The organism is Thermoflexibacter ruber (assembly GCF_900113045.1).
GTDB lineage: Bacteria > Bacteroidota > Bacteroidia > Cytophagales > Thermoflexibacteraceae > Thermoflexibacter > Thermoflexibacter ruber.
In genome coordinates this window covers 1-24,354 of record NZ_FONY01000008.1, presented here as the reverse complement: position 1 = coordinate 24,354, position 24,354 = coordinate 1, and the positions used below count along the sequence as shown (strand labels likewise).

General features: G+C 38.3%; 22 protein-coding genes. 10 read left to right on the top strand and 12 right to left on the bottom strand.

Going from position 1 to position 24,354, the window contains the following annotated elements; all coding sequences use genetic code 11:
- Positions 1–9: 9 nt before the first annotated feature.
- Positions 10–2,070, bottom strand: coding sequence for a tetratricopeptide repeat protein (locus tag BM141_RS05985; RefSeq protein WP_091541737.1), 2,061 nt, complete (start codon positions 2,068–2,070; stop codon positions 10–12).
- Between the two features lie 270 nt (positions 2,071–2,340).
- Here BM141_RS05985 and BM141_RS23535 point away from each other — a divergent pair, with 270 nt between their 5' ends.
- The 4 genes from BM141_RS23535 to BM141_RS05970 all read left to right on the top strand — a co-directional run bounded on the left by BM141_RS23535 (position 2,341) and on the right by BM141_RS05970 (position 7,309).
- Positions 2,341–3,342, top strand: coding sequence for a TonB-dependent receptor plug domain-containing protein (locus BM141_RS23535; RefSeq protein ID WP_245763997.1), 1,002 nt, complete (start codon positions 2,341–2,343; stop codon positions 3,340–3,342).
- A 23-nt stretch (positions 3,343–3,365) separates the two neighbouring features.
- The gene (locus tag BM141_RS23530) at positions 3,366–4,382 is read left to right on the top strand and encodes a TonB-dependent receptor domain-containing protein (RefSeq protein ID WP_245764001.1); all 1,017 of its coding nucleotides are present in this window, start codon (positions 3,366–3,368) and stop codon (positions 4,380–4,382) included.
- Positions 4,383–4,416: 34 nt separating this feature from the next.
- Positions 4,417–5,895: a SusD/RagB family nutrient-binding outer membrane lipoprotein gene (locus BM141_RS05975; RefSeq protein ID WP_091541733.1), complete on the top strand. Its 1,479-nt coding sequence runs from the start codon at positions 4,417–4,419 to the stop codon at positions 5,893–5,895.
- A gap of 352 nt (positions 5,896–6,247) precedes the next feature.
- Positions 6,248–7,309: an alpha/beta hydrolase gene (locus BM141_RS05970; protein WP_245763996.1), complete on the top strand. Its 1,062-nt coding sequence runs from the start codon at positions 6,248–6,250 to the stop codon at positions 7,307–7,309.
- Between the two features lie 58 nt (positions 7,310–7,367).
- Here BM141_RS05970 and BM141_RS05965 read toward each other — a convergent pair whose 3' ends face one another.
- From BM141_RS05965 to BM141_RS05955, 3 genes are all read right to left on the bottom strand, one after another.
- Positions 7,368–8,192, bottom strand: coding sequence for a hypothetical protein (locus tag BM141_RS05965; RefSeq protein ID WP_091541730.1), 825 nt, complete (start codon positions 8,190–8,192; stop codon positions 7,368–7,370).
- Positions 8,193–8,629: 437 nt separating this feature from the next.
- Positions 8,630–9,985: a Gfo/Idh/MocA family protein gene (locus tag BM141_RS05960; RefSeq protein ID WP_091542011.1), complete on the bottom strand. Its 1,356-nt coding sequence runs from the start codon at positions 9,983–9,985 to the stop codon at positions 8,630–8,632.
- Between the two features lie 75 nt (positions 9,986–10,060).
- A complete protein-coding gene (locus tag BM141_RS05955) occupies positions 10,061–11,077 on the bottom strand; it encodes a hypothetical protein (RefSeq protein ID WP_143090820.1) in 1,017 nt (338 codons plus the stop codon).
- 115 nt (positions 11,078–11,192) lie between these two features.
- On the opposite strand from BM141_RS05955, the gene BM141_RS05950 reads away from it, so the two are divergent.
- Positions 11,193–11,648, top strand: coding sequence for a YbjN domain-containing protein (locus BM141_RS05950; RefSeq protein ID WP_091541723.1), 456 nt, complete (start codon positions 11,193–11,195; stop codon positions 11,646–11,648).
- Positions 11,649–11,787: 139 nt separating this feature from the next.
- Here the strand turns inward: BM141_RS05950 and BM141_RS05945 are convergent, their stop codons facing one another.
- The 3 genes from BM141_RS05945 to BM141_RS05935 all read right to left on the bottom strand — a co-directional run bounded on the left by BM141_RS05945 (position 11,788) and on the right by BM141_RS05935 (position 13,375).
- Entirely contained in the window at positions 11,788–12,198 is a 411-nt protein-coding gene (locus tag BM141_RS05945; RefSeq protein ID WP_091541721.1) for a hypothetical protein, read from the bottom strand.
- A gap of 85 nt (positions 12,199–12,283) precedes the next feature.
- Positions 12,284–12,919 (bottom strand): P-loop NTPase family protein, encoded by a 636-nt coding sequence (locus tag BM141_RS05940; protein WP_091541717.1) that lies wholly within the window; start codon positions 12,917–12,919, stop codon positions 12,284–12,286.
- 42 nt (positions 12,920–12,961) lie between these two features.
- Complete coding sequence (locus tag BM141_RS05935; protein ID WP_221407637.1) at positions 12,962–13,375, bottom strand: STAS/SEC14 domain-containing protein; 414 nt, start codon at positions 13,373–13,375, stop codon at positions 12,962–12,964.
- Between the two features lie 167 nt (positions 13,376–13,542).
- Between BM141_RS05935 and BM141_RS05930 the strand changes: the two genes are divergently transcribed.
- The 3 genes from BM141_RS05930 to BM141_RS05920 are packed head-to-tail and all read left to right on the top strand — an operon-like array spanning position 13,543 to position 16,527.
- Positions 13,543–14,781 (top strand): polysaccharide pyruvyl transferase family protein, encoded by a 1,239-nt coding sequence (locus tag BM141_RS05930; RefSeq protein WP_091541711.1) that lies wholly within the window; start codon positions 13,543–13,545, stop codon positions 14,779–14,781.
- On the top strand, positions 14,778–15,512 hold the full coding sequence (locus tag BM141_RS05925) for an SDR family NAD(P)-dependent oxidoreductase (protein ID WP_091541708.1): 735 nt from the start codon (positions 14,778–14,780) through the stop codon (positions 15,510–15,512). The genes BM141_RS05930 and BM141_RS05925 overlap by 4 nt, the downstream gene beginning before the upstream one ends.
- Positions 15,478–16,527, top strand: a complete 1,050-nt coding sequence (locus BM141_RS05920; protein ID WP_091541705.1) for a WD40/YVTN/BNR-like repeat-containing protein — start codon at positions 15,478–15,480, stop codon at positions 16,525–16,527. The genes BM141_RS05925 and BM141_RS05920 overlap by 35 nt, the downstream gene beginning before the upstream one ends.
- A gap of 282 nt (positions 16,528–16,809) precedes the next feature.
- Here BM141_RS05920 and BM141_RS05915 read toward each other — a convergent pair whose 3' ends face one another.
- Positions 16,810–17,385 carry an LEA/WHy family protein gene (locus tag BM141_RS05915; RefSeq protein WP_091541702.1) on the bottom strand — a complete coding sequence of 192 codons (576 nt, stop codon included), beginning with the start codon at positions 17,383–17,385 and terminating at the stop codon, positions 16,810–16,812.
- A 12-nt stretch (positions 17,386–17,397) separates the two neighbouring features.
- Positions 17,398–18,102, bottom strand: coding sequence for an MIP/aquaporin family protein (locus BM141_RS05910; RefSeq protein WP_091541700.1), 705 nt, complete (start codon positions 18,100–18,102; stop codon positions 17,398–17,400).
- A 732-nt stretch (positions 18,103–18,834) separates the two neighbouring features.
- On the opposite strand from BM141_RS05910, the gene mscL reads away from it, so the two are divergent.
- Entirely contained in the window at positions 18,835–19,233 is a 399-nt protein-coding gene (gene mscL / locus BM141_RS05905) for a large-conductance mechanosensitive channel protein MscL (RefSeq protein WP_091541697.1), read from the top strand.
- Between the two features lie 8 nt (positions 19,234–19,241).
- Here mscL and BM141_RS05900 read toward each other — a convergent pair whose 3' ends face one another.
- From BM141_RS05900 to BM141_RS05890, 3 genes are all read right to left on the bottom strand, one after another.
- The gene (locus BM141_RS05900; protein WP_221407636.1) at positions 19,242–19,937 is read right to left on the bottom strand and encodes a M15 family metallopeptidase; all 696 of its coding nucleotides are present in this window, start codon (positions 19,935–19,937) and stop codon (positions 19,242–19,244) included.
- A 131-nt stretch (positions 19,938–20,068) separates the two neighbouring features.
- Positions 20,069–20,869 (bottom strand): dienelactone hydrolase family protein, encoded by an 801-nt coding sequence (locus BM141_RS05895; RefSeq protein ID WP_091542009.1) that lies wholly within the window; start codon positions 20,867–20,869, stop codon positions 20,069–20,071.
- Positions 20,870–20,957: 88 nt separating this feature from the next.
- The gene (locus BM141_RS05890) at positions 20,958–23,711 is read right to left on the bottom strand and encodes a TonB-dependent receptor (RefSeq protein ID WP_091541692.1); all 2,754 of its coding nucleotides are present in this window, start codon (positions 23,709–23,711) and stop codon (positions 20,958–20,960) included.
- A 375-nt stretch (positions 23,712–24,086) separates the two neighbouring features.
- On the opposite strand from BM141_RS05890, the gene BM141_RS05885 reads away from it, so the two are divergent.
- On the top strand, positions 24,087–24,354 hold a 268-nt coding region (locus BM141_RS05885; RefSeq protein ID WP_091549511.1), incomplete at its 3' end, for a hypothetical protein.

The following is a 24,354-nucleotide window of genomic DNA, read 5'->3' as shown; positions in this document are numbered from 1 at the left end:
ATAAAAATGCTAAACGCGTATGCCTATGACTAACATATCGTCTATTTGCTCATTATTTCCTAACCATTTGGTAATGACTTCATCTAAGATTTTTTGTTGGGCGAGCATAGGTTTATCGTGAATGTAGTAAAGCAGTTCTTTGAAGCGGCGAGCCATGAATTTTTTATTGTGTTCGCCTCCGAATTGGTCGCGGTAGCCGTCAGTGGCAAGATAAAAAGTAGTGGGTTTGGAAATATCTATGACTGTTTTTTCAAAAAATCTATCTTCTTCATCTCTTTGAAAACCTCCAATGGGTTTTTTCGTAGCTTTAATCTCAACAAACTCAAGCAGACCATTGTCATTAGCTTGGACATAGTAAAGAGGATTGATAGCCCCTGCGTAGGTAAGCGTCTTTCTTTGAGTGTCTATTACGCAAAGAACGATGTCCATGCCGTCGCGAACTTCATTGACCTGTTGTTTAAGCACTTGGCGAATTTCATTGTGCAACTCAGAAAGAATCAAGTCTGGCGAGGTGACTCCTGATTGGATAATTTTGTTCAGAGATTGCACTCCAAGCACCGACATAAAAGCACCCGGTACGCCGTGTCCTGTACAGTCCGCTACTGCCAGAATACGTAAATTTTCTACTTCCATGAAATAATAAAAATCACCACTGATGACATCTTTGGGCTTGTAGTAGATGAAGTTTTCAGGAAAGGTCAGTGTAATGTCTTCTTGGTCTGGTAACAAAGCCGTTTGTATGCGTTTGGCATAGCTGATACTTGCCAAAATGTTTTCTGTTTTCTTCTCTATTTCTTTATAAGCTCCCTCTAAGGCTTTATTTTTACTCTCTATAGCTGATTTTTGCTTATTGATTTCCTCATTTTTAGCATTAATCTCCTCGTTCTGTTCCTTAATTTGTTTGTTTTGTTCTTTGATGAGGAAATTTGCCTTTTTCTGCCTTCTGTACAAAATAAATGCTAAAATGGTAAGTGTAATAAAGATGGCGGAAGAAGCGACAGTAAGGTAGATAATTCTTTTTTGATTTTGAATATTTCTTTGCTGTTGTTCTAATTGCAAGTTTTTAATAGTCATTTCTTTATCTCTTATCTGTGTTTCGTATAGTGAGGAGATAGCAGTGTAATCCTGTTCGCTTTCTTTGCCTAAAATGCTGTCTTGTAAAGTTTTACTTAATTGACTATATTCATAAGCTCTTTTGTAATCCTTCTGTATGCCATAGATTTCAGACATTAATGCCCATGCTTTTTGCTTAAAAAATCTTGATTGTAGAGTTTCTGAGGCAGTAAGTCCTGCTTGGGCATACTTTAAAGCCTCATTAGGTAGGTTTTTCTTAAAATAATAATCACCTAAAAGTAAGGAGTTATCAGCAATAGCTTCTAAATTAGCGATTTCTTTGGCAATTTTGAGTGCTTTTTGAAAATACTCTATAGCCAAACTGTTCATGCCCTGTGCCAAATATACCCGCCCCAGATTAGTTTCCATTTCAGCGATTTGTTTTTTATTTTCTTCTTTGGTCGCTATTTGCAAGGCAAGAGAATACCTTTCTAAGGCTTGTTTATTATCTTTTTTTGCAAAAAACACATTCCCTAAGCCGTTCTGTGCGGCTGAGGCTACGGAGGCTTTACCTATTTTTTGGGCTATTTCTAAGGCTTTTTCGTAGTATTCCTCTGCTTTACCCAGATTGTTTTGGTGCATATAGACATGCCCTATCAGGATATAGCTCAGTCCGATACATTCCTCATATTTTAGTCGCTCTGCTATCTCTAAGGCATTGAAAGTGAGAGTTAAAGCCTCATTGTACTCAGCAAGTTTAATTTTGGCTTGTCCAATGTAATTTAGGGACATAGCTACGCCGCGTTCATAGTTGATGTCTTGTGATATTCGCAGGGCTGTATCTGCATAATTATTCATTTTGATTAAATTCTTGTTAGCGTAGTCCTTGCTGAGGGAAAGTAGTTGGCTTACTTTGAAGGTGTCTTGTTTTAGTGAAGTCAAAGAGGCTTCTACCTTTGCTTGCTGAGCAAAAGCATTAAAGGATAAAAGTAATACGAGGTAGAAAAAAAGTTTCATTTCGGTTTTTAACCAAGCTAATCATCGTTTTGACACAACAAAAGGGGATTGTAAAGTAGGAATAACTCCTGCAAAAATACAATAATTTGTGAGAATCAAATAATTTTCTTGAGATAGTTGTAGAAGTAGTCGTATAGTTCATAAAACTCAAAGAAGGATTAGCTCCAATATTAAGTTTGTTAAATGTTTTTATTTTTATTTTTCATTTATTAACTTACCTACGTTTTAATATTCTTATTTTTGTTTTTTATCCTAAAAAAATTAATTTTTATGAAGAACATTTTTACGTTTTTATTAACTTTCTTGCTTGCGGGAATGTTGGGCAATACTTATGCCCAACAACGAACTATTAGTGGGAAAGTTACTTCCAGTGAAGACGGAAGCGGGCTTCCGGGAGTGAATATTACAGTCAAAGGGACTTCTGCGGGGACAGTTTCTGATGCAGATGGAAGCTACCGCCTGAGTGTTCCCGCAGATGCTACCACCTTAGTTTTCTCTTTTATTGGTTTTCGGAAGGCGGAGGTACTTATTGGTAATCGTACAGAAGTAAATGTAACGCTTTTGGTAGATACACGCCAATTAAACGAGGTAGTGGTTACTTCTTTTGGTATCCAAAAGGAAAAGAAAGAGTTAGGATATGCTGTCCAAGAGGTGAAAGGGCAGGAAATTGCAGAAACCAACCGCCCTAACTTTGTTACAGCTTTGCAAGGTAGGATAGCAGGTGTGAGTATAGGTACTACAAGCGGTATGGCAGGGGCTTCATCGCAAATAGTACTGCGTGGAGGCTCTTCTTTAGGAGCGAATAACCAACCGCTTTTCGTCATTGATGGTGTTCCTGTGGACAATACGACCAAGAGTGAGGGCTTTTTATTAACGGATACGCCTAATCGTATTTCTGACTATACTAATCGTATTGCAGATATTGACCCAAATGATATAGAGAACATTACTGTATTAAAAGGTCCTGCTGCTTCTGCATTGTACGGGATAGATGCAGCAAATGGGGCTATCATCATCACTACTAAGAAAGGAAGAAAGGGAAGCGTAAGGATAGACTATAGCAATAATTTTACCATAGAAAATGCAACCCGTTTCCCTGAAATCCAAACAAAATTTGCCAATGGTAGCTGGGTGAATAATGTTCCTACCACCAACCGCAATACGTTAAGTACTTGGGGGGCAGAGCGTCCTGCTGGGGAGCCTACCTTTAATAATGTGAGAAATTTTTTTAGAACAGGCTTCATGCAAAATCAGGTGGTGGTTACAATGTAGGTTTCTTCGGTCCTAATCCTAAAATTAAGCCTGAAACTACTGTATCATACGAAGGAGGTTTTGATTTGAAGTTCCTCAATAACAGATTAGGCATAGACTTTACCTATTATTCTATGGAGAGCCGCAATCAAATCGTACAGCCTCGCCTTAGCTATGCTACGGGCTATATTCTTCAGCTCATCAACTCAGGTGTAGTGCGAAATAGAGGGGTAGAAATACTTTTGACCGGCTCGCCTGTAAAGAATGATAAATTGACTTGGGACGTTATAGGAAACTTTACGCTCAATCGCAATAAAGTAACACAAATGCCTGCGGATTTGCCAGAGTTTTATTTATCAGATACTTGGTTAGCGGGTAACGCCAGAGCAGGCTACGTATTGGGCGAATCAATGATGTCTATTACAGGGTATGATTATCAAAGAAATGCTAACGGAGAGGTCATAGTCGGAGCAAATGGTTTCCCTTTAGTGAATACGGCTTTCCCTTTCATAGGCAACCGTCAGCCTAAATTTACTTTCGGTCTGACTAATAGATTCCAAATGGGACCTTTAGCCGTTTCTTTCTTATTTGACTTCCGCATCGGAGGCGACGTTTACAATGCCACAGAAAGAGATTTAGTAGCCTTAGGATTGAGCAAGCGTACTTTAGATAGAGGTACGCAGATAGTTTTTGAGGGGGTAACGCAGACAGGAGAAAGAAATACTGTGCCTATTACCTTAGACCAAGCATGGTACACCAGCGGTTTAAGAGGCTTAGTAGAATCTCAGTTCATAGAAAAAAATATCAATGCGGCTCGCTTGCGCGACTTGACTATTTCTTATACTTTGCCTAAAAGTTTGATAGAAAAAACAAAGATTATCAAAAACTTAGCAGTGAACTTGACTGGTAATAACTTACTTTTGTTTACTAACTATTCAGGTCCAGACCCTGATGTAAACGGATTGAACGCCTCTGCAAGAGGTAGTGGAGCTATGGGTTTTGACTATTTCTCTTTGCCACAAACTGTTGCTTTTGCTTTGGGGGTAAGGGCTGGTTTCTAATATTTTTCCAAAACATTAAATATATTTAAAATATATGAAAAAGATTTCTTTTTTATTCATCTTATTGGTTTTCATGGCTTCTTCATGCAAAATCGATTACATCAATGATCCTTTTGTGCCTCAGCAAGGACCTCCTGCCCCTTTTATGCCACAAGTAATCTATGCGATGGCAGAAGGACCTATGTTTGACGGACGTTTCATTGGTCGTTATACACAGAATTGGCACTTGACCACAGCCAATGATTTCTACGACAGGCACGGTAGCCGCCGTACTGCTGCTCAAACAGGATTGACTGCCAGCCAAGTATGGCGTAATCACTATTGGTCTATTGGCTCTAACTTGAACCAAATAGAAATTCAAGCCAAAGCAAGAAATTTTGCCCAGTACGTAGGTATTGCCAAAGCCATTCGTGCTTGGAGTTGGCAGTTAGCCACTGACCAGTTTGGCGAAATGCCTTTTTATCAAGCATGGGACAATACACTTACCGCTTTTGTGTATGACCCTCAAAAAGACATCTATGCAGGCATTAATAAGCTCTGCGATGAGGCTATCCAAGAGTTGACTGCTAACACAGGCTTGGTTGACCCTCAGATAAGAACAGTAGAAACGATTTACAATGGAGATAATGCAAAGTGGATTAAGTTTGCTTTTGCAGTGAAGGCAAGAATTGCGAATCATATCTCTAACAAAAGAAGCTACAATCCTGCCCAAGTCATAGAGTTTGTAGATAAGGCGTTGGCAAGCAATGCAGACAATGCCTTAGTGCGTTTCTCTGGAGCAAACAGCGACCAGTCCAGCTTCATGGGACCTACCAGAGCCAACTTTGGGGCTTTCCGCCAAAGTAAGTATTTTGCTGATTTGGTCAATGGGACTATTCTTGGGGCTACTGACCCTCGCGCGCCGCTCCTGCTCAACCCTACTACTACTACACAGGCTTTTGTAGGGGTAGAGCCTGTGAGAGGCATTACTCCTACAGGCTTCACTACTACTACTATGCCAACCATTTACGGAAAGTACATCTTTACAGACCGCGCTCCTTTTCCATTGATTACCTACTCCGAAATGCAGTTCATCAAAGCAGAAGCTGCTTTCCGCCAAGGAAATCGCGACATGGCGTTTAATGCTTTCCGAGCGGGCATACGTGCTCACATGGAAGAAGTTGGGGTAAGTGCAACCAACATCACGACCTATTTAGCAAGTGCAGCAGTACCTCAAAGTGCCGCTGCCTTGACTTTGAAAGACATTATGACACAAAAATATATTGCCATGTGGGGGTGGAACTACCACGAAACTTGGACTGACCTGCGCCGCTACAATTACAGTGGTGATGTCTTTGCAGGATTTGTTTTACCTAATCCCTTAGCTCCAGAGAACAACAATCGTACTGTGCAACGTCTGTTACCTACGACTTTCTCTGAGGAGGATTGGAACAGACCAGAGTTTGCCAAAGTTGGAGGCATGGACGTGGACTATCACGTAAAGCCTATTTGGTTTGCGACGAGTGAGGAGTAAATTTTTTCTAAAAACCCCTAAGTATTTTCAAATGTATTTAGGGGTTTATTACTGATAATCGAGTTCTCTATTTCGTACATTAGCCAGAATTGATGGCAAAAAATATTAATCAGCAATTTTCCCCCTCTAAAAATCCTTTTCCCCATATTCGGTTTTCACACTTTCTGCTCTTTTTCCCATTTCATTGAGGCGATAACCCACGCTAAACTATGCAGTGGTATATCATAAACTGATTTTAGCTTTAAACGGTCTGTTTGAAAAGGAAAAGTTTTATCAATATTATATTTATCATTCTTTACTTTATTTTTATAGCACATTTATTTCTTAACAACTAACTAAAAAATTAAAAATTATGAAATTCAAAGGATTATTCATTTTTCTTTTCATGCTCATTTTTATTTTGCAAGAGGCTAAAACTGCCGAGCAGTCTATTTTTAATAATCCACAGGCTGTTTTTATCGAAGGGAACTTTACTAAAGTGTCAGATGTGCTTTGGGCATCTCCCAAAGGTTTTGACTTGACGATGGACATTTATACGCCCAATTCAGGCAAAGCAAGCTATCCTGTCATCGTTATTTTCCATGGTGGTGGTTGGCTCATTAATAACAAAAGTATTATGAATGAGGCAGCGGCTTATTTAGCTTCCAAAGGCGAATATGTAGTTTGTAATGTCAATTATCGCCTTTTACCCGACCAAGACAATACGGTAAAAATCAATGAAATCATAGAAGATGTATTTGGTGCAGTACTTTGGATAAAAGAAAATATTAGTAAGTACAAGGGCAATCCCGCAAAAATAGCAGTAACGGGAGATAGTGCAGGAGGACATTTGGCAATTATGGTGGTATTGCAAGGGCATAATCTGTCCTCTAAAGGCTTTGCAGGGACTAACTTAGGCTTTAACCCTTCCTACTTGCCTAAGGGGAAAACCGCAGAAAAGATAGCGAAAAAGAATGGTTTAGCGGTACAAGCAGCAATGATTAGTTATGGAGCTTTTGACCTTTATGCAAGCGCCTTAGGAGGTTTTGAGAAAGAAAGTAATATTTTTTGGAACTTAGCAAAGGCAAAAGCAAGGGGAATGTTTGGCGAAGGTGTCAATGCCAATACTCACCCTGACCATTACAAGCAAATTTCTCCCGTATATTTGATTCCAAAGGCAAGCGAAAGGAAACTCCCTCCTATGTTATTTACGGTAGGTTCAAAAGACCAACTGACTACACCTGCTTCTATTGAAACCTTCATCAGTAAATTAAAAGAGGCAGGGCATACAAATATAGAATATTGGGTGCATGAAGGACGACCACATGCTTTTTTAGATTCAGGCTCTAATGAATTTTTAGGAATTAGCTTTGCTAAAGATGCTCCCCCTGCCTTAGATAAGATGTTAGCATTTCTGAATAAGATTTTTTATTAGACAAAAAGCGAAGATTGAAAAAATCTTCGCTTTTTAGTATGCTAAATTAGATGAGTTACTACTTCAAGGTAATAGTCCTTACGGCTTCCCCACGAGTAATGGTAATGGTTTTATCACAAGTTCCATTCCCAAAATCTATTTTGATAGGTTCTTTGTCGTTTTGAGGAGTGATTTGCTGAATGCCACTGACTGGGTAAGGGACTTTCTCAGCAAAGCAAGCTACTTTTTTCACTATGGGACTGAGAGTAGTGGTATTAAAAGCCACTCCATTGCGGGCTACTCCTGTTCCATTGACGGTTACTTGGTATTCTGAATCCAAGAGATTTGCAGAAAGGGTGAAATTTTGTGTAACTGTTACGTTCCTTGAAGCTGTTTTCCCGTCAGGGAAAGTAAGATTGACATTGACCAGAGAGGTTTTCTGTACGTTCTTTTTCACTAAGTCTAAGCCATTGTAGGTGGTAACTATGGTGCCTGTTACCTTGATGTCTTCTACCGAGTATCCGTCAAAAGTAACCGTACATTTGCTATTCGGCTTGCGGAATACGTCTGTATGTACTGCAATAATTTTCCCTTTGCGCACTCTGCCATCTCTGCCTTTGCAACCTGTACCAAAGTCTATGGTAACGGTTCTCGTTGCCCTGTTATGTGTAATTACTGCACAAGGTGCGAATTTATCCTTTTCCTCTACTCTGCCATTACTTGCCGCAAAGTCAGAGGCATCTTCTACGATTAGGTCTATGTCATCATTTGCTCTTTCTAATTCATTGTCGGTTTCTACTACAGTGCTATCAAAGCTCAACTTGTCTTTCAATTTGTTACAAGAAGTAGTTAAAAACCCTAACAAGGCAAGCACTAAGCTAATTCTAAAAATGTTCTTCTTCATAAAATTTCAGTGAATTTGTTTTAATGTACTCATTTCTTAATTAATAACTTCTGGGCTAATTTTTTTAGTCTGATACTTAGATGATGTAAGTTTTAAAAGGTTTAAAAAAATGTAAAAAAAAAAAAGCAATGTGGAAAATTTTTCCACATTGCAAAACTGTCGATAAAAACTATCATTTGTATCTGAAAAAAAAAGATAATAGGCTTTTAATATTGAGCCAATTTAGAAAGAAAATTTATCATCATGTATGTTTCTATAAATAAAATAGGTTTTTTTTGTGAGATATTCATGTAGGAATCTTCACTTTTTAGATAAGGGGCTCGATATTTGCCATTTTTTAAATAAGGAGCTTCTCCTTTTTGTATAATTTCTAATTCAAGAAAAAAATAGACTGTTAAAGAACATATAATCCATAAGCACAGACCTATTCCTAAACCCTATGGTCTTTTTGCCAAAGGCTTTAACTCTGTCAAGTCTGCGATTTTTACAGGTTTTCCTGTTTCTGCACTTTTTCGCGCTGCGATACCTACTAAGATAGACATAGCACCATCTCTTGTTCCTGCGGATTGCCTGTAGGGGTCTGCGGCATTGGGGTAGCGGAAAATTTTGTCTTTGAGCCTCTCATCGCCTCCGCCATGCCCTGCGGATTGGGGGATTTTGAAAGTTTGCAAGCCACCAAAACTCGTCCATAGGTGGATTTCATCGTAGTCTTTCATGTCCACCGCTTGGCTTTCCTGTATCCATGCTTCTAAGCGTCCTTTTGTGCCATTAAAAGCAATCCTATAGCCTTCGTAAGGAGAATAGGTCGTCAAAGAATAGCTTACTTGCACGCCATTGGCATACTTGATTTGTGCCGCCATTTTGTCGTAAATGTTTATATCTTCTTTAAATACACAACCATCTCTGAGATAGCCATCATATTTTTCGTTTTCTGCATACAAAGCCATTAACTCACGGCTTTTAGTCATGTCCCAATAAAATTGGCACTCTCCTTTGTGCGGGCAAGGTCGGCAGTTCGTACTTCGCACTGCTCCATTTTTCCCATAAAAATCAAGTGCGCCATAGCCAAAAACTTCCTCTGGCTCGGATTCTAACCACCAATTGAGCAAGTCAAAATGATGCGTGGCTTTATGAACAAATAGCGTTCCTCCCTTTTCTTTCAATCTATGCCAACGCCTGAAATAGTCCGCTCCATGCCTCACGTCTAAGTACCAATGGAAGTCAGCCGAAGTAATTTTTCCAATGGCATCATTGCGTAGTAGCTCGTAAATCTTTTGGCGATGCGGAGAATAGCGGTAGTTAAAGGTAACAACTACCTTTTTTCCCGTACGTTTTTCTGCTTCTAAAATGGCTTGACATTTTTGCTCATCAGTAGTCATGGGCTTTTCTGTGATGATATTTGCCCCCATTTCCATACCTTTGATGATGAACTCATGGTGAGTAGCGTCCACCGTAGTAATGATGAGCCATTCAGGTTTGGTTTCTTTCATCATCTTTTCAAAGTCGGTAAAAGTGGGGCAGGACAGTCCTAAGCCCATCTTTACTGTATTTACTCTGCCTTGATTGATGTCGCACAAGCCCACAAACTCTACTATGTCGCTGTAAGACTTCAGCACATCGCGCCCCCACATACCAGCCCCTCTTACACCTGTACCGACCATTGCTAACTTCATCTTAGCCTTGGGTTTGGCGTTCAAGTCCAAAGGATTGAGCAGTACAGCCCCTGCGACTACTGTGCTTGATTTTTGTAGAAATTCTCTACGATTGATTTCGTTATGGTCATTATTTTTCATTTTCATATAGTTAAAATTTAGGTTTAGAGTAAAGATAAAAAAAAAGTAGGAATGTGGAAAATTTTTCCACATTCCTCAGTATCTCGGCAGGGCTTCGTTGTACCTCTTTACTAAGTTTTGCATAGCGATTGCAAAGGCTTTTTCCAAAGGAAGTTCATTAGGTTTAAATTCCTTTACTACCTCTTCGTTCTCATCGGGGTAAGGCAGCGCAGAGCCTACTTGTTGGTAAGTAATCGTACCTGTTTGGTAGTCAAAAACTGCTCTGAGGTAATCAGAAGCGTAAACGCTCCAAGCTAAGCCATTTTGTGTAACGTGATGAATGTCAATCGTGATTTTTCCAGTGCTTGCTTTTTCATCTTTGATACGTACCAAAGTATTATAAATCAATCCATCTTTGCCCTTGCGTATAGCTAAGTTGTCATCGCCTACATTAAAGAAACTGCGGCGAAGTTCGTAGTCATATTTTTCGTTTTTAAATGTTATCGCTCCCTCAAAAGTTTCTAATTGAGGTTTCTTATCTTCATTTTCAGGATACTGAAAGAGTTTGTCAAACTGCATGATGAATTGATTGACAGCTATTTTTACACCATCGGCAAAGGTGAGTTTGGCAGGGTTGAACTTAGTAACGATAAATTTCTCATCAACAGGAGAGGGATACTCATTTTGCATTTGCGAACCAAAAAGAGCATATTTCACTGTGCCGTCAGTCCAGTAGAAACTTGTTTCTAAGAAGTTAGCGCGAGAAACCGCCCAAGAATAGTCAAAAGGCTTAGCGGCTTGGATACGCACATTAGCGAGCTTGCTGCCCCCTGTTAGGATATATACATCGGTACTAAAGATTTTGACCGAAGCGGCAAGATTGGCATTGTGTTCGTCTGTAACTATGCCTATGTACATAAGCCATTTGTTAGGGTCTTTGCTGTCTTGCTCTAACTGATAAAAATAGTAGCGGTTACGAAAACTGAAAGTATTGATGATGCTTTTAGTGACCTCGACCTTTGTTTGAATGGATTTTAGATTGCCTTTTTTTTGTGCAAAACAATTCAAACTAAATATTAAGATGAATAGGAAATAAAAGAAAAATTTTTTCATATTTTTAAAGTGTTAATTTTCAACTTTGGATTTTGATTACCTGATTTGGAAAATCAGGGCTACAATGTAAAATAGAATTCAAATTTATTTTTTTTAATTCTAAAACAAGCAAATTATGAATGATATTGTCGCAAGTGTCAATGCAATGATAGAACGCTACGTTACTTCCGTAGGTTTAGACAAGAGCAAGTGCTATGATGGCATGAAAAATACATGGAACTGGCGCATAGGCTCAGCAAGTATCCAAGTATTCGTACAATCCGTACCGTTGAGCAGTGGAGCGATACGCTATTATCTTCGCATTTTTTCCCCTCTCATGGAAATACCTACCTACAATGAAACGTATTTTTATCGTTATCTCTTAGAACTGAATGATAGCAAATTAGGGGTAAAACTTTCTGTGTTGGGGAATTGGGTATATGCTACTTACGAAAGAGATGTGGTAGGCATGGACTATGATGAGCTATCTACCTGCATTGCTGACTTAGAGTGGTGGGCAGATACCTTAGATGACCAACTGAAGCAGAAGTTTTCCGCCCCACCCGCAGGAGAGCGTCCTACTGATTTTTAAATAATCTACATTCATACCCAGAGGGTTTTACAAGACTGTTGGGTGTGAATGTGGATTTCCTTACTGTACTTACAAAAAATGAGTTATAAGTTGGAAAAAACTTATAACTCATTGAATAATTACTTCAATCAAAACAGGTTTAGTGAATATCTTGCCCTGTGATTTTGTATTCCCAATCGTCTGCGGTTTGGGCGACCTCCAAAGCTACGTGTTCTAAGAACTCTATGGTAACGTCAGAGAAATGTACGTCTGCTAAGACTTCCAAATAGTCATGATGAATGACGAACTTGGAAAAGTGCAAGTGATTATTTTCCTCTATCAAGGCTCTAAAGTCCACATTAGGATACTCATCTAAGAAACAAACTTTGGACATGAGCATAAGCATAAGGTCTTGCCCTCTTTGCTTGAAAAAACCTCTGACACTTTGCGACCTTCCGTCTGGCAGGCGTAGGCTGATGATGCAGATTTCATCTGTATATTCTATGTAAGTTCCGTCTAATCTTTCTGCTAATTTAACAAAGTACTCTTTGCGTTTGACATTGTGTTCCATTGGCTTATTGTAGGTTTTGGTGTTTGGCTTAAAAGTAAGAATTTTACTAAAAAAAACAAAGAAAAGACAAAAGAAATGTAAAAAATCATAAATTAACGTTGAACCATTCTTCTGCGGAGTAGGTAAGGCGATTGCCTTTGGCTTCGGAAGCTAATTTTTCTTGTGCTTTGATGATGGCATTGCTGATGAGTTTGTGCTGAAAACTCTCCTCGGGCTTCATACCAAGTTTATGCAAGAGTTGCTTCAAATTGTCTGTGGCAAATTGGGCTAAGACGGCATCTTCCAGAGAAGTGTAAAAAACAGGTTGGGACTGAGGGGCGATTTCCCTTAGCGTAGCTATCAGTTCCTCATCATTGGTTCTGAGCGGGTGATGCTCAATGATAAAAAGTTGGACAGGGGCTTGATGGAGTAGTTTTTGCAGGTCTTTGACGGTATTTTTCTGCAAAGCATTGGCTTGAAAAATGGCAAGTTGGTTAAAGTTGAGGATAGCTACCTCCTCTCCTTTACTAAACCTATAAAAATTTAGTTTTTTCTGCTCCAAGACAAAGCAGACTTCCTCCAATGTTTTCTCAAATTGGGTAAAAATCAATACTTTTTCGCCATTTTTATGGGCTTGGAGAATGTCCTGATACAATCCTTGATACTTATAGGCTTTCATAGCCCATACTTTCTCTGGAATGATAGGAGGGCTACTAAATAGTTTTTTTAATAGTGAAAACATAGGAAAATAGATTTAGTGAGCGATATATTCTAAGTAATTGATTTATTGATTTTTTAGCCAATTTTCCGCTTCTGCCAAAGTTTCAAAAAACTCAATTTTGATTTTACTTCCAAGCATACCCAAAGAACTGATGACGGCAGAGGCGGCAAGCCTTTGAAAAGCATTTTGGGATTTGACTATGCCGATGATAGGGCTTTTGTCTAAGAATTTCAATGCTCTTTTTGCAAAATTAGTCGCCAGCCACGCCCTTGCTAAGGGTGGACTATATTGCAAATCTGTCAAATCTAAGATGCCTTTATGTAATTTTTTTTCTACTGCATATTCCAATAACTTATCATAAGCAGTCTTAAAATCATCAGTGTCTATTTTTCCAGCTAATTTCAGTCTGCCCATATCTGCTTCAGGATAGAAAAAAATAGACGCTGTTTTTGCTACATTTTCAAAAAGAAGTTCCATATAAGGTAGAAGTACTATTTTCTCAGCAAGATAAAAATCTATTGGCATATTTCCCAAAATCCTGCATGAATTTCCTATCTTTGTAAAAATACTACTTCGTTTTTACCTCCAAACTTTATGATTTACCCGTCTTTGATTCGTTTTTATTGTTAAGTAAGTTTGAATAGATGCTTGATAATCATCTCAATCATTTCAACACAGTAGCTATCTTTGGAGAATGGAATACACAAAACTTGGGTGATAAGGCAATTGGGGCAAATGCAAGCCAATTTTTTTTAGATTTAGGCTACCAAGTCAAATTGTTTAATTTTGGTAGTTTTTCTTATCAAGGTCATGTCAAAAGTGAAAATGATATTGAAAAATATTTTTTAAAAGAGGAAAGTCCACCTCCTGTATCTCTCTCAAAGCAGTACAAAGTTTCTTTTCTAAAAAAAATACTGCCTGCTTTCTTTTTTACTTTTTTCAAGAACTGCATTAGATTTTTTAGGCATTTGAAATCTATGAAAAAGTTAGCCAATCAAATGAGAGATTGCAAGTTTATCGTCGTAGGTGGAGGTGCTTTATTAGAAAATGTAAGTTTTCACTTTACGATTTCTATGCTTTCTTTATTGACATTGAAAAGATGGACTAAAAAAGATTTCTATTGCTTAGGGTGCAGTAGTAGTAGCAAATATGATTGGTTTAGTGGGTATATTACCAAAAAATTTTTAGAGAGTGCCAAATTGGTAGCGGTTAGAGATGAAAATACTGCTCAGATGTTGTTTGAGAATTTTGGAAGGCAGTTTCCTATCTTTGGGGATTTTGCGCTTGACTTAAACCATATTTACTATAGAAAGCAAGAAAACTTGAAAATCAATCATAAAAATGAGGTGCGAGTGGCAATCAATTTAATGCGATATATAGGTGAGTACAAGGAAAAGCAAGAAATGTATGAAAGGCATTTGTGCGAAATGATAGAGCATTTGCTTTACGACCAAAGAGTAGAAAAAAAGTTTGTTGTAAGTCTATTTACTACGGGAGATGATGGAGATTACGAATTAGTAAAAAAAATAGGACAAAGATATGGTTTACAAACTTTTAATCCTAAAAGTTTGGGAATGTTAAATGAAATTTATGAGAAACACGATGTGGTCGTGGCGTCTCGCTTGCATGCTACTATTTTGGCATTTTCTGCAGGTAGTATCGTCATTGGGATTGGTTTGCAGGGCAAAAAACGAGGCTTTTTTAAAAATATTGGTTTGGAAAGCTATTGTGTAGATTTTTGGAGAAATGAAACCGTGAACGACATGCTTTGCTTATTTTATAATTTAGATATATTAGCGAGCCAATACGAGCAAATTCAGTTAGAAACACTTTTTAAGCAAAAAAACAACATCATCAAAATATTACAGACACATCAATCATGAAAAAAACGGCATTAATTACAGGTGCATTAGGAGGCATAGGGCAGGCATTATGCAAAGTTTTTCAAGGAGAAAATTGGTTTGTTATAGGCACAGACATCAGGATACAAGATACCGCTCCTCATTGCAACTTTGCTATGCACATAGACTTGGATAGATTCTGCAAAGAAAATAACTACAAGCAAGAAATTTTAGAGAAAGTTAGCTTGCAAACCTCTCATCTGGAAGTACTTATCAATAATGCGGCAGTGCAGTTATTAGACCATACAGAAAATATCAAATTGGCAGATTGGTACGAAACCATGAATGTCAATCTGACCGCTCCTATGCTCCTTAGCCAACTTTTTTTGCCTATGATAGAAAAGGCAAAAGGGTCTATCGTCAATATTGCAAGTATTCACCAGCAACTTACCAAACCTCGCTTTGTGAGCTACGCTACCAGTAAAAGTGCCTTAGTTGGGCTAACTAAGGCAATGGCAGTAGATTTGCAAGGTAGAGTAAGGGTAAATTGCATTAGCCCTGCGGCAATAGAAACGGATATGCTCAGAGCAGGATTCAATAACGATGAGAGCGCTTTGAGTGCCTTAAAAAGATTACACCCCGTCCAACGCATTGGCTATCCAGAGGAAGTGGCTCGGTTAGCTTTATTTTTAGCCTCAGAAGAAGCTAAGTTTATCAACGGGGCAAACCTACAATTAGATGGCGGGATTAGTTCTGTTCTGCATGATTTATAGTTTACGATTTATGATTTTTAGTCTATGGTTTCTAATTTATAGTTGGGCTTTTTTCACCTTCTTTTTCTTGCAAGAGCCAAAATTGTATTTTATCGTGAATGCGCGCAAGTCAGGGAACTTGATTGGACGAGATAACGACACAAAAGGCTTGTATGTGGGTATGCCTAATGCTACTACTTGGCAGCACTTAGGCTGGAAAAACAATATCGTTTGGGACATAATGATACAAGAAAAGTTAGAGGGGAAGACTATTTTTTTAGCCTGCTTAAACGGTGTAATGCAAAGCAAAGATGACGGAAAAACTTGGAAAATCCTGACAAATTGGGAAGTAAGCGATGCCCTTAGAATCTATGCACACCCTTACTACCCTCAAATACTATACACCTTGACCTCTGCGGGAGTATGGAAAAGCACAGATGCAGGAGAAAGTTGGCAATGCAAAAACAAAGGACTAAAACCTGTCAGCCAGACTTTTATGACCAGCCTACTTTTTTCTATTAAAAATCCCAAACATTTATTGGCAGGAACAGCCGATGGCATTGTTGTTAGCAAAGATTTAGGAGAAAGCTGGCAAACCTTAGCTTTAGCAGGGCAGGAAATTCACTCCTTAGTCGCTTCTCCTAATAAAGTAGATTTTCTTTTTTGTGCTACAGAAGAAAATGGGGTATTCATCTCCCAAGATGCTGGTAAAACATGGCAAAGCAGGAATAATGGCTTGAATAGCAAAACTATTTATGAGGTAGTTCTGCACCCTCAAAATCCAAATATTGCATATTGTGGGGGGCATCAATCTGGGCTTTACAAAACAGAAAATTGCGGGGAGAAATGGGAACTACTTGATAATGAATTGAAAGGGAAAAGCATTAAAAGCATTGCTATCTACCCTGAGAAACCTGAAATTATTTTTGTAGGGTGTTTGGAGGGAGGACTTTACAAAAGTACGAATGGAGGGAAAAATTTTCATTGCATAGGAGAGTGTGATGGCAGAGTTTGGAAGGTCTTATTCGTGCCTTGATAAGATGAGTAATTCCGATGTTCTATTTTCTCTGATTGTCTGACACTTTTTGTGGAGTTAGCAAATGGGCAATACTAAGTGTAAATTAAGCCCGTAGGGCTGTCATATTGGTAGAAAAGAGCAGCCCATAGGCGTGAAATATGCCACCGCTACGCGGTTTTATGTGGGTACATTCATTATTATCTACAAAAATAGCACATCTTCGGTGTTAGTCAATGGTAGACTAAAATCCGCCACTTACATAGTTTTACGCAGAAAATATCAGATAACCAGAAAAATATCTTAAAAATCTTTTTTAATATTCAAATATCCGGGATAAGCAAGTTCTGCCCCACCGATATTGATATACGGTCTTACCCTTAGCATGAGCCTTGTCGTATTATTTCCTTGTTGAGCTAAGTCAAAAGCCAAACTCAAAGTTTCATCTCTGCTTTGATTAGCAAAAATCTTTTTCAAATCTATAGAAAGATTCAAAGGCATGATGGTCGTGCCGTTATTGGCAGGAACATTGACCGCTTGGTTTAGTGTACCGTTTAGCACTTCTTTGTTATCGACCATCAAAATCCAATCCATGCGATTCAATCCTGCGGGTTCGGCGTTGGGATTTCTAACCTCGACATTTGCTACAAAATTGAGTAGAAACTGATTGCCAGCTAAGGCTTGCACCACCTTCCCTGCATCTAATAAACTGAAATCAGAAAAACTACGCTTGCCTGTCATATCAATACCCAAAGCATTGATATTGGACAGCTGAGCCAGGCGAAACTCGCATTTGGCAAAGTTTTGCATCATTTGCAAGGTCTGACAGGCAGGTAAAATCACAAGTAAGCCACAAGCAAGAATAAAGTATTTTTTCATTAGCGTAATATTTTAAAAGAGTGAAGTATAAACTATCGCTCCTAAAACTCCACCTATCAAAGGGGCAGTTACAGGAATCCAAGCGTATCCCCAGTCGGAATCTCGCTTATCAGGGATAGGCAGTAAAAAATGTGCCAATCGTGGGGCTAAATCGCGGGCAGGATTGATAGCATAGCCTGTTGTACCGCCCAAAGAAAGCCCAATGCTCACAATTAAAAAGCCCACAATCAATACATTTAACCCTTGAGCAAACTCATTTGCCCCTATGGCTAAAAGACCAAAAACCAAGACAAAAGTTCCTATGACTTCACTGATAAAGTTTGTTAAAGGATTTCTAATAGCAGGTGAAGAGCAGAATACGCCTAATTTTGCATCTTTATCTTCTGTTTTTGCCCAGTGAGGAAGATAGTGCAGATAGACGACTACTGCCCCTAAAAATGCTCCGATGAATTGAGCCAGCCAATAAGTAGGCACTTTCTCCCAAGCAAACTGCCCCACAGCCGCAAGTCCTAAGGTTACGGCAGGGTTCAGATGCGCCCCACTAAACTTGCCCGCAGTATAAGCGGCAATAGCTACTGCCAAGCCCCAGCCTAAGGTAATTACTATCCAGCCTGAATTATGTGATTTGGTTTCTTTGAGGACAACGCCCCCCACTACTCCATCGCCAAGTATGATGAGCAACATCGTGCCAACTAATTCTCCTAAAAATGAAGTCATATTTTAAACGGTTTAAATGGTGATAATTAACTTGGCTAAAATTAATGATTTGCCAAAGTAATTGGAAAAGTTTTTAACATTTTTTCCTATAAAATTGTATTTTACGACTTTCCTTCTATATTTGCTTAATATTTTAAGTAATATTAGTGCCTTTACAGTTTTATTTTCAATGGATTATTTTCTCAACCTTGATTATTAATTCATCTATACTTAAAATAAAATGATTTTTCAATCCCTTTCTCTTGCTGAGAAAGGAACTTTGGTTATCTGACACTTTTTCCAATGAACAATACTACATCTAACTTTAAGCCCATAGGGCTGTCATTTTGTTAGAAAAGAGTAAGCCCAAGCCACCTACAGCAAGACCGTAGGCGTGAGATATGCCACCGCTAAGCGGTTTTATGTGGATATATTCATTATTTTCTACAAAAATAGCACACCTACGGTGTTAGTCAAGAGCAGGTGAAAGTCCAATGCTTACATAAGTTTTACACAGGAAGTGTCAGAGAACAGGGACTTTGGAGTAAAGAAAATTTCAAAAACACTTTTGATTGAGTATAAATTATTATTGAGTATTTACAGAATGTAAATAATGCTGATTTTACCGAAAAAACGCAATTTTCAAGTGACTCATTGGCGAAAATCCGTCTAATCTGTAAAATCAGCCTTTTAAAATTATTACCTAGAAAAGTTATTCAATTTTGTATTAATCATATTAAACCTTAGAAAAATATGGGATTTATCAGTGAATTTAGAGAGTTTGCTATCAAAGGCAACCTCGTAGATTTTGCCGTAGGCGTAGTCATGGGAGGGGCTGTCGCTTCTGTTACTGGTTCTTTTGTAGCCGATATTTTCACTCCTCCACTTGGTTTACTAATTGGGGACATGGATTTTGCCAGCTTGGGAATTACGCTTAGAGAAGCAACGGAAAGTAAACCTGCTGTTGTGATTAGTTACGGGAAATTTATCCAAACTGTTATTAATTTTCTCTTAGTAGCCTTTGTAATGTTTTTGGTAGTAAAAGCCATGAATGCTTTGAAAAAGAAAGAGGAAGCGGTGCCTGCACCTCCACCAGAACCTACTCCTTCTGAAAAGCTCTTGGCAGAAATCAGAGATTTGCTGAAAAAATAGATTTTTACTTAAAGTAATTCGGGTCTATACTCGAAGTGCATAGTATCATAGTGATACCACTTTCCGCCCCAAATAAAGCCGTATTTTTCAAAAATACTCACTATCTCCATAGGAATTTGGTTGCGGTAAGTAAGCAAGGCATTCTCATCGGTAGTTTTATTATCCCACTGCCAATAGTTAGAATAGGTAACATTGAGGTCTATGGTCATGCCGAAGCTATGCGTACTTAGACGATTGGTCCCGCTGATAAATCGCCAATTAAACGTGCCTGCGGGCTTTTGAAGGTATTTTGTAAGGTGAGGTGTTTTTACTAAAAGTTCCTCTAATTCGGAAGAAATGGCTTTCATTTTTTGGTGAATCTGATTTACGGTACTTACTTGTAATTTGATATTCAGTGTTTTAGGAAGCCAAGTGATAGTAGTAAGTTTCCTCTGGACTTCTTGGGGGGAGTTCCCATACATTTTTCTAAAGAAAGGCTCATAGCGTACTCTTCCGGGGTCTTGTCCTTTTTGAGGAATAGAAAAATCTTTTCCTTTGGGATAAGGTATCTTGAATTGGTCTTCTAAGTCTGCCGAGTCGAGTAAAGCCTGCTTGTCTTTTTCTTTTCCATCATCAAAAAGCATTTTTGTACCGTCTTTCCAAATCAAAAAATTGCCTTCATAACCTTCAAAATGGTCTGGATAAGCAGCACAGATTTTTTGCATAAGCGTTTCATGATTAAAAAAAAACTTTTCACTCGTTTCCAAGTGAAAAGTTAAACTAACAAACGCAACGAAAAACGAAAATGAGAAAAGTCTATTTTTAAGTGTATGTATAGCCATTACATAAAATTGTACTACATCTTTTCTAAAATTTTTCTGATTCTCTGCCAAGCATCTATTCTTGCTTGCTTATTTTCCGCACTTCCCGCAGGGTCATCTCCCAGTCGCATAAAGGCATGTCCTGCTCCCTTGTAAATTTCGTATTCATATTTTTTGTTTGCTGCCTTCATGAGTTCTTCTGTTTTGGGAATCATAGCATTGATGCGTTGGTCGTTCTCTGCATAGAACCCGTACACGGGTGCTTTGATGCGGGCTATGTCCTCAGCTTTGTCTGGTGAACCTCCATAAAAAACCAAAGCAGCACTGATATTAGGGTTATTGGTAGCACTGCGGAAGCACTGCCCACCACCCCAGCAGAAGCCCATGATAGCCGTTTTTCCGTTGCATGAAGGCAACTTAGCTATATATGCTTGCGCTGCATTAATGTCATTAATAACTTGTTCTGGTTTTAGCTGAGAAAGTGCATTCCTTGCTGAGTCGGAATTGATAAAGTCACTGGTACGTTTTTTACTTTCGCTAAACTCAGAAAGTAAATCAGGTGCTATAGCAATGTATCCCTCTGCCGCTACTTGGTCAGCAAGACTTCTTACCCAATCTGTCAAACCGCGATTTTCGTGAATGACGATGACGGCAGGCGTATTCTTGGGCTTTTCAGGATATACTACAAAGCAATGAACCGTTCTATTTCCGTACTTTACCTCTACCCACTCATGATGGCGAGGCGATTTCTCTAATTGGGCTAAGGCAAAATCTTGAGCAAATGCCTGCATACCTAATATAGAAACAAGTGAGAAAAGAAAAAATAACTTTTTCATTTTCATAAAGGATTATTTTTGTGTTTATTAAACTTATTTATGATAAAGTTTCAAACTCCACCAGAGCTTGAAACTTTATCAGCTTTGTTTACTCCTCATTCTTAGGTTTTTCCTCTTGCTTTTCTTTCTTTGGAGTTTCTTTCTCATTTTTCTTCTTTTTCTGGTCTTGATTTGGCACTTCTTGTGGTTTTCCTGTATTTCCACCCTGCCCTTGCCACTGAGGGTTGCCTCCCTGTCCTTGTGGGCGACCTCCGCCTTGTTGCATCATGTTTTGCCCTCCTTGTGGACGACCTGTCCCTTGACCATTTACGCCTTGTGGACGACCTCCACCATTGTTTCCACCACCTTGTTGCATGCCATCGCCGACGCCATCGCCACCTCCTTCACTTTTCATGTCATCGTTGTTAATAGACCTTCTTCGTTTAGGAGCATCAAAGCTCATCTTGCCAATACGGTAATTAAAGTTCACCCGAAAACTTAGGTTCTGATTGACATTAACGCTCTGTTGGTTAAGCACAGGAGAGTTTAACTCGCTACGAATAGTAATCCCATTGAAGTTAAAGAAGTTTTCTATACCTAAGCCTATGCTTCCTTTCTTATTTTTGAAATCTCTATTAATAGCTACGCTATACATACCAAATCCCCCTCTGATACCTTGCAACTGTACCTCTCTCCCACGATAGAAAGAGAACGCTTGCAACGCCCAATTATCATTGATCTTATAATTTCCAAACAAACGCGCTCCGTAAACCCAACCTTGATTGCTTGCCCTATAAATAGGATTAGGTACGTTATTATTTAAAGTAGCATAGTAAATATCTCCACCTGTACCTATACTAAACTTACCTACATTAATATTAATATTTAAGTTGAAACCGTAAGCATTTTCTTTTCCTATATTCTGAAAAGTAGTACGAATAGTATCCGCTCCAATAATATCTCTTACACTTTGAATGGCATTGTTAGTATTACGAACAAAAGTAGCTACGTTCAAAGAAACTCCTTTGACAAAGGTACTATATCCTAACTCAAAATTATTGGTAAACTCTGGGTCGAGAGCAGGATTTCCTATGGTAATATTCAAAGGATTAGCTGCTTGGATATTGGGGTTTAAGAACTGCAAAGAAGGTCTTTGAATACGGCGGTTATAAGAAAGTTTAACAATATTGCCACCCTTCATTTTCTTAGAAAGATTGATGCTTGGCACTAATACGCCATAGTCAGGAATTTCTACTTTTTGCTCGTTTTTCAAACTTGCATCTATGAGTGTATATTCATAGCGCAGACCTGTTTTAAGGCTGTACCCACTCTTAGAAGCATAAGTATAAGCAAGATAAGAAGCCGTTACATTTTGCAGATAATCAAGCACATTAGAAAGTTGTGCATTCGTATTTCTAATAAACTCTCCTGTTGCTCCTGTAGCAAAAAGATATTGAAAATCGCTGGTAACTTGACGCATAATTTGCTTTGCCCCCATCTCTAAAATTTGTGTTTTCCCGATAGGTGTCTGATAGTTTACTTCTAAGGTAACTTCTTGGTTATAGCTGTCGTTCAAGTTTTTCAAACGACTGATGACTTCCCTTGAATCTGGGTTTAAAATATTGTTGATGAAGTCATTAGTCCTATTATTTCTGCTGAATAAAGCTAAAACGCTGAACTCTTTCTGAGGCTTTTCATAAGTACGAATATAAGAAAGGCTGGCATCAATGTTATTGGACAAATCTTTTATATCAACATCTCTCAAATTGATATTTTGGAGAATGGTGTTTTGGAAAGTTCTTGCCAGCAAGCCATCTTGGAAGTTTCTATTGTTTCTCACCCCAAACTGCACAGAGGCTGTTAGCGAATTGTACTTATCTATATCATAGTCAAAGCCAAGCGTATAGCGTCCCCACAAACCTCGCCTACGAGTGTCAGCACTTTGTATGGTAAGCAGCTCATTACCAATACTATTAACTGTATTTTGTCTATTTTCAAAATTACCGATTACATTGTATTCAGACCTGCCAAAACCACCCAAAGTAAAACCTACTTTTCCTGTGCGGAGCGAGCCATTTAAGCCAAGCATAGAACCACGATAGCCCACACTGTTGTTGATTCCCAAAGTCAAGCCCTGCATAGTAGTTTTCTTAGTAATGATATTGACGATACCCGCTGAGCCTTCAGCATCATATCTTGCAGATGGAGAGGTTATTACCTCTACAGATTTGATTTGGTCGGCGGGAATTTGTCTAAGGGCATCGGCTAAACTGGTTGCCATGATACTTGAGGGTTTGTTGTTAATTAATACTCTGATGTTTTGATTACCCCTTAAAGACACATTCCCGTCCAAATCAACGGTGAGCATAGGCACTCTGCGAAGAACGTCCGTTGCATCACCACCTTTTGAAGTAGCATCCTGCTCTGCATTATATACTGTCCTATCTACTTTCTCTTCAATAAGTTCTTTTTGTCCCTCTACTGTTACTTCTTTTAGTTCGGTAACAGCAGGATATAAATAAATTGTACCTAAATTGACATTGTCTTTTTTGTCCTCTATGGTTACTGTTTTAGTAATCGTCTTAAACCCAATGAAACTAATAGCCACATTGTACTCGCCTGTAGGGACTTTGTTAATAGTAAACTGTCCTTTTTCATCAGCTACAGCACCGCTAATAGGTTTTTGAGAATTGACTAAAGTAAGCGTAACGGTTGCGAATGATACAGGTTGTCTGTCGGTAGAATCGATGACAACCCCAGAAATTTTGCCCTTTCCTGTAAGTGTTTGAGCAAAAGAAAAGTTTAAGCCAAGAAATGTGAAAAATACAAGCAACAATAATCTGTAATGGATAAAAATACGCATAGTATTGATTTTTTTTGATAATGAAAATGCGATAGTGAATTTTAAATGGTTTTTAAATGAATATGTAAAAATTAGACATCTGATATTGTGAAAAGGCGCGGTTGCTTAATTGTTGCTTCGTTATTACAAACACAAAGTAACAGCATTAGTTTGAATTAATTTTTCGGAATAGACAAATAGGCTTATTTAATCGGCAAGTCGGTAAAAAAATAGATATATTAAGACAAGAAAATATTAAATCCTAATGTTTTGGGTATGAAGATGAGATTGCTAAAAAGAAATGAATAAACAGAGAAAATAATACCGATTGTGCTAGTTTGGAATTTTCAGTAAAAAAGGTTATCTCTAAGGTGCAACCATAAAAAGAGATAACCTATGCACCAAATCGCAATTGATTCAGTATTCAAAGATAATATAAAAGAGTTAAATTTATCAGATTTTCTGACCCTTACTTTTTTCATTATAGATGAAATTTACAAAGAAGTCGGTCAGTTAGTTGAACGTTCGGGACCTAAACCAACTTTTTCGGATAGTGAAGTGATTTGTCTAAATCTTGTCGGTCAAATGGTTTGCGATTCTGAGAAGGCTTGGTATAAAATAGTCAAGAAGAACTACTTAGCATTATTTCCTAAACTTTTGGAAC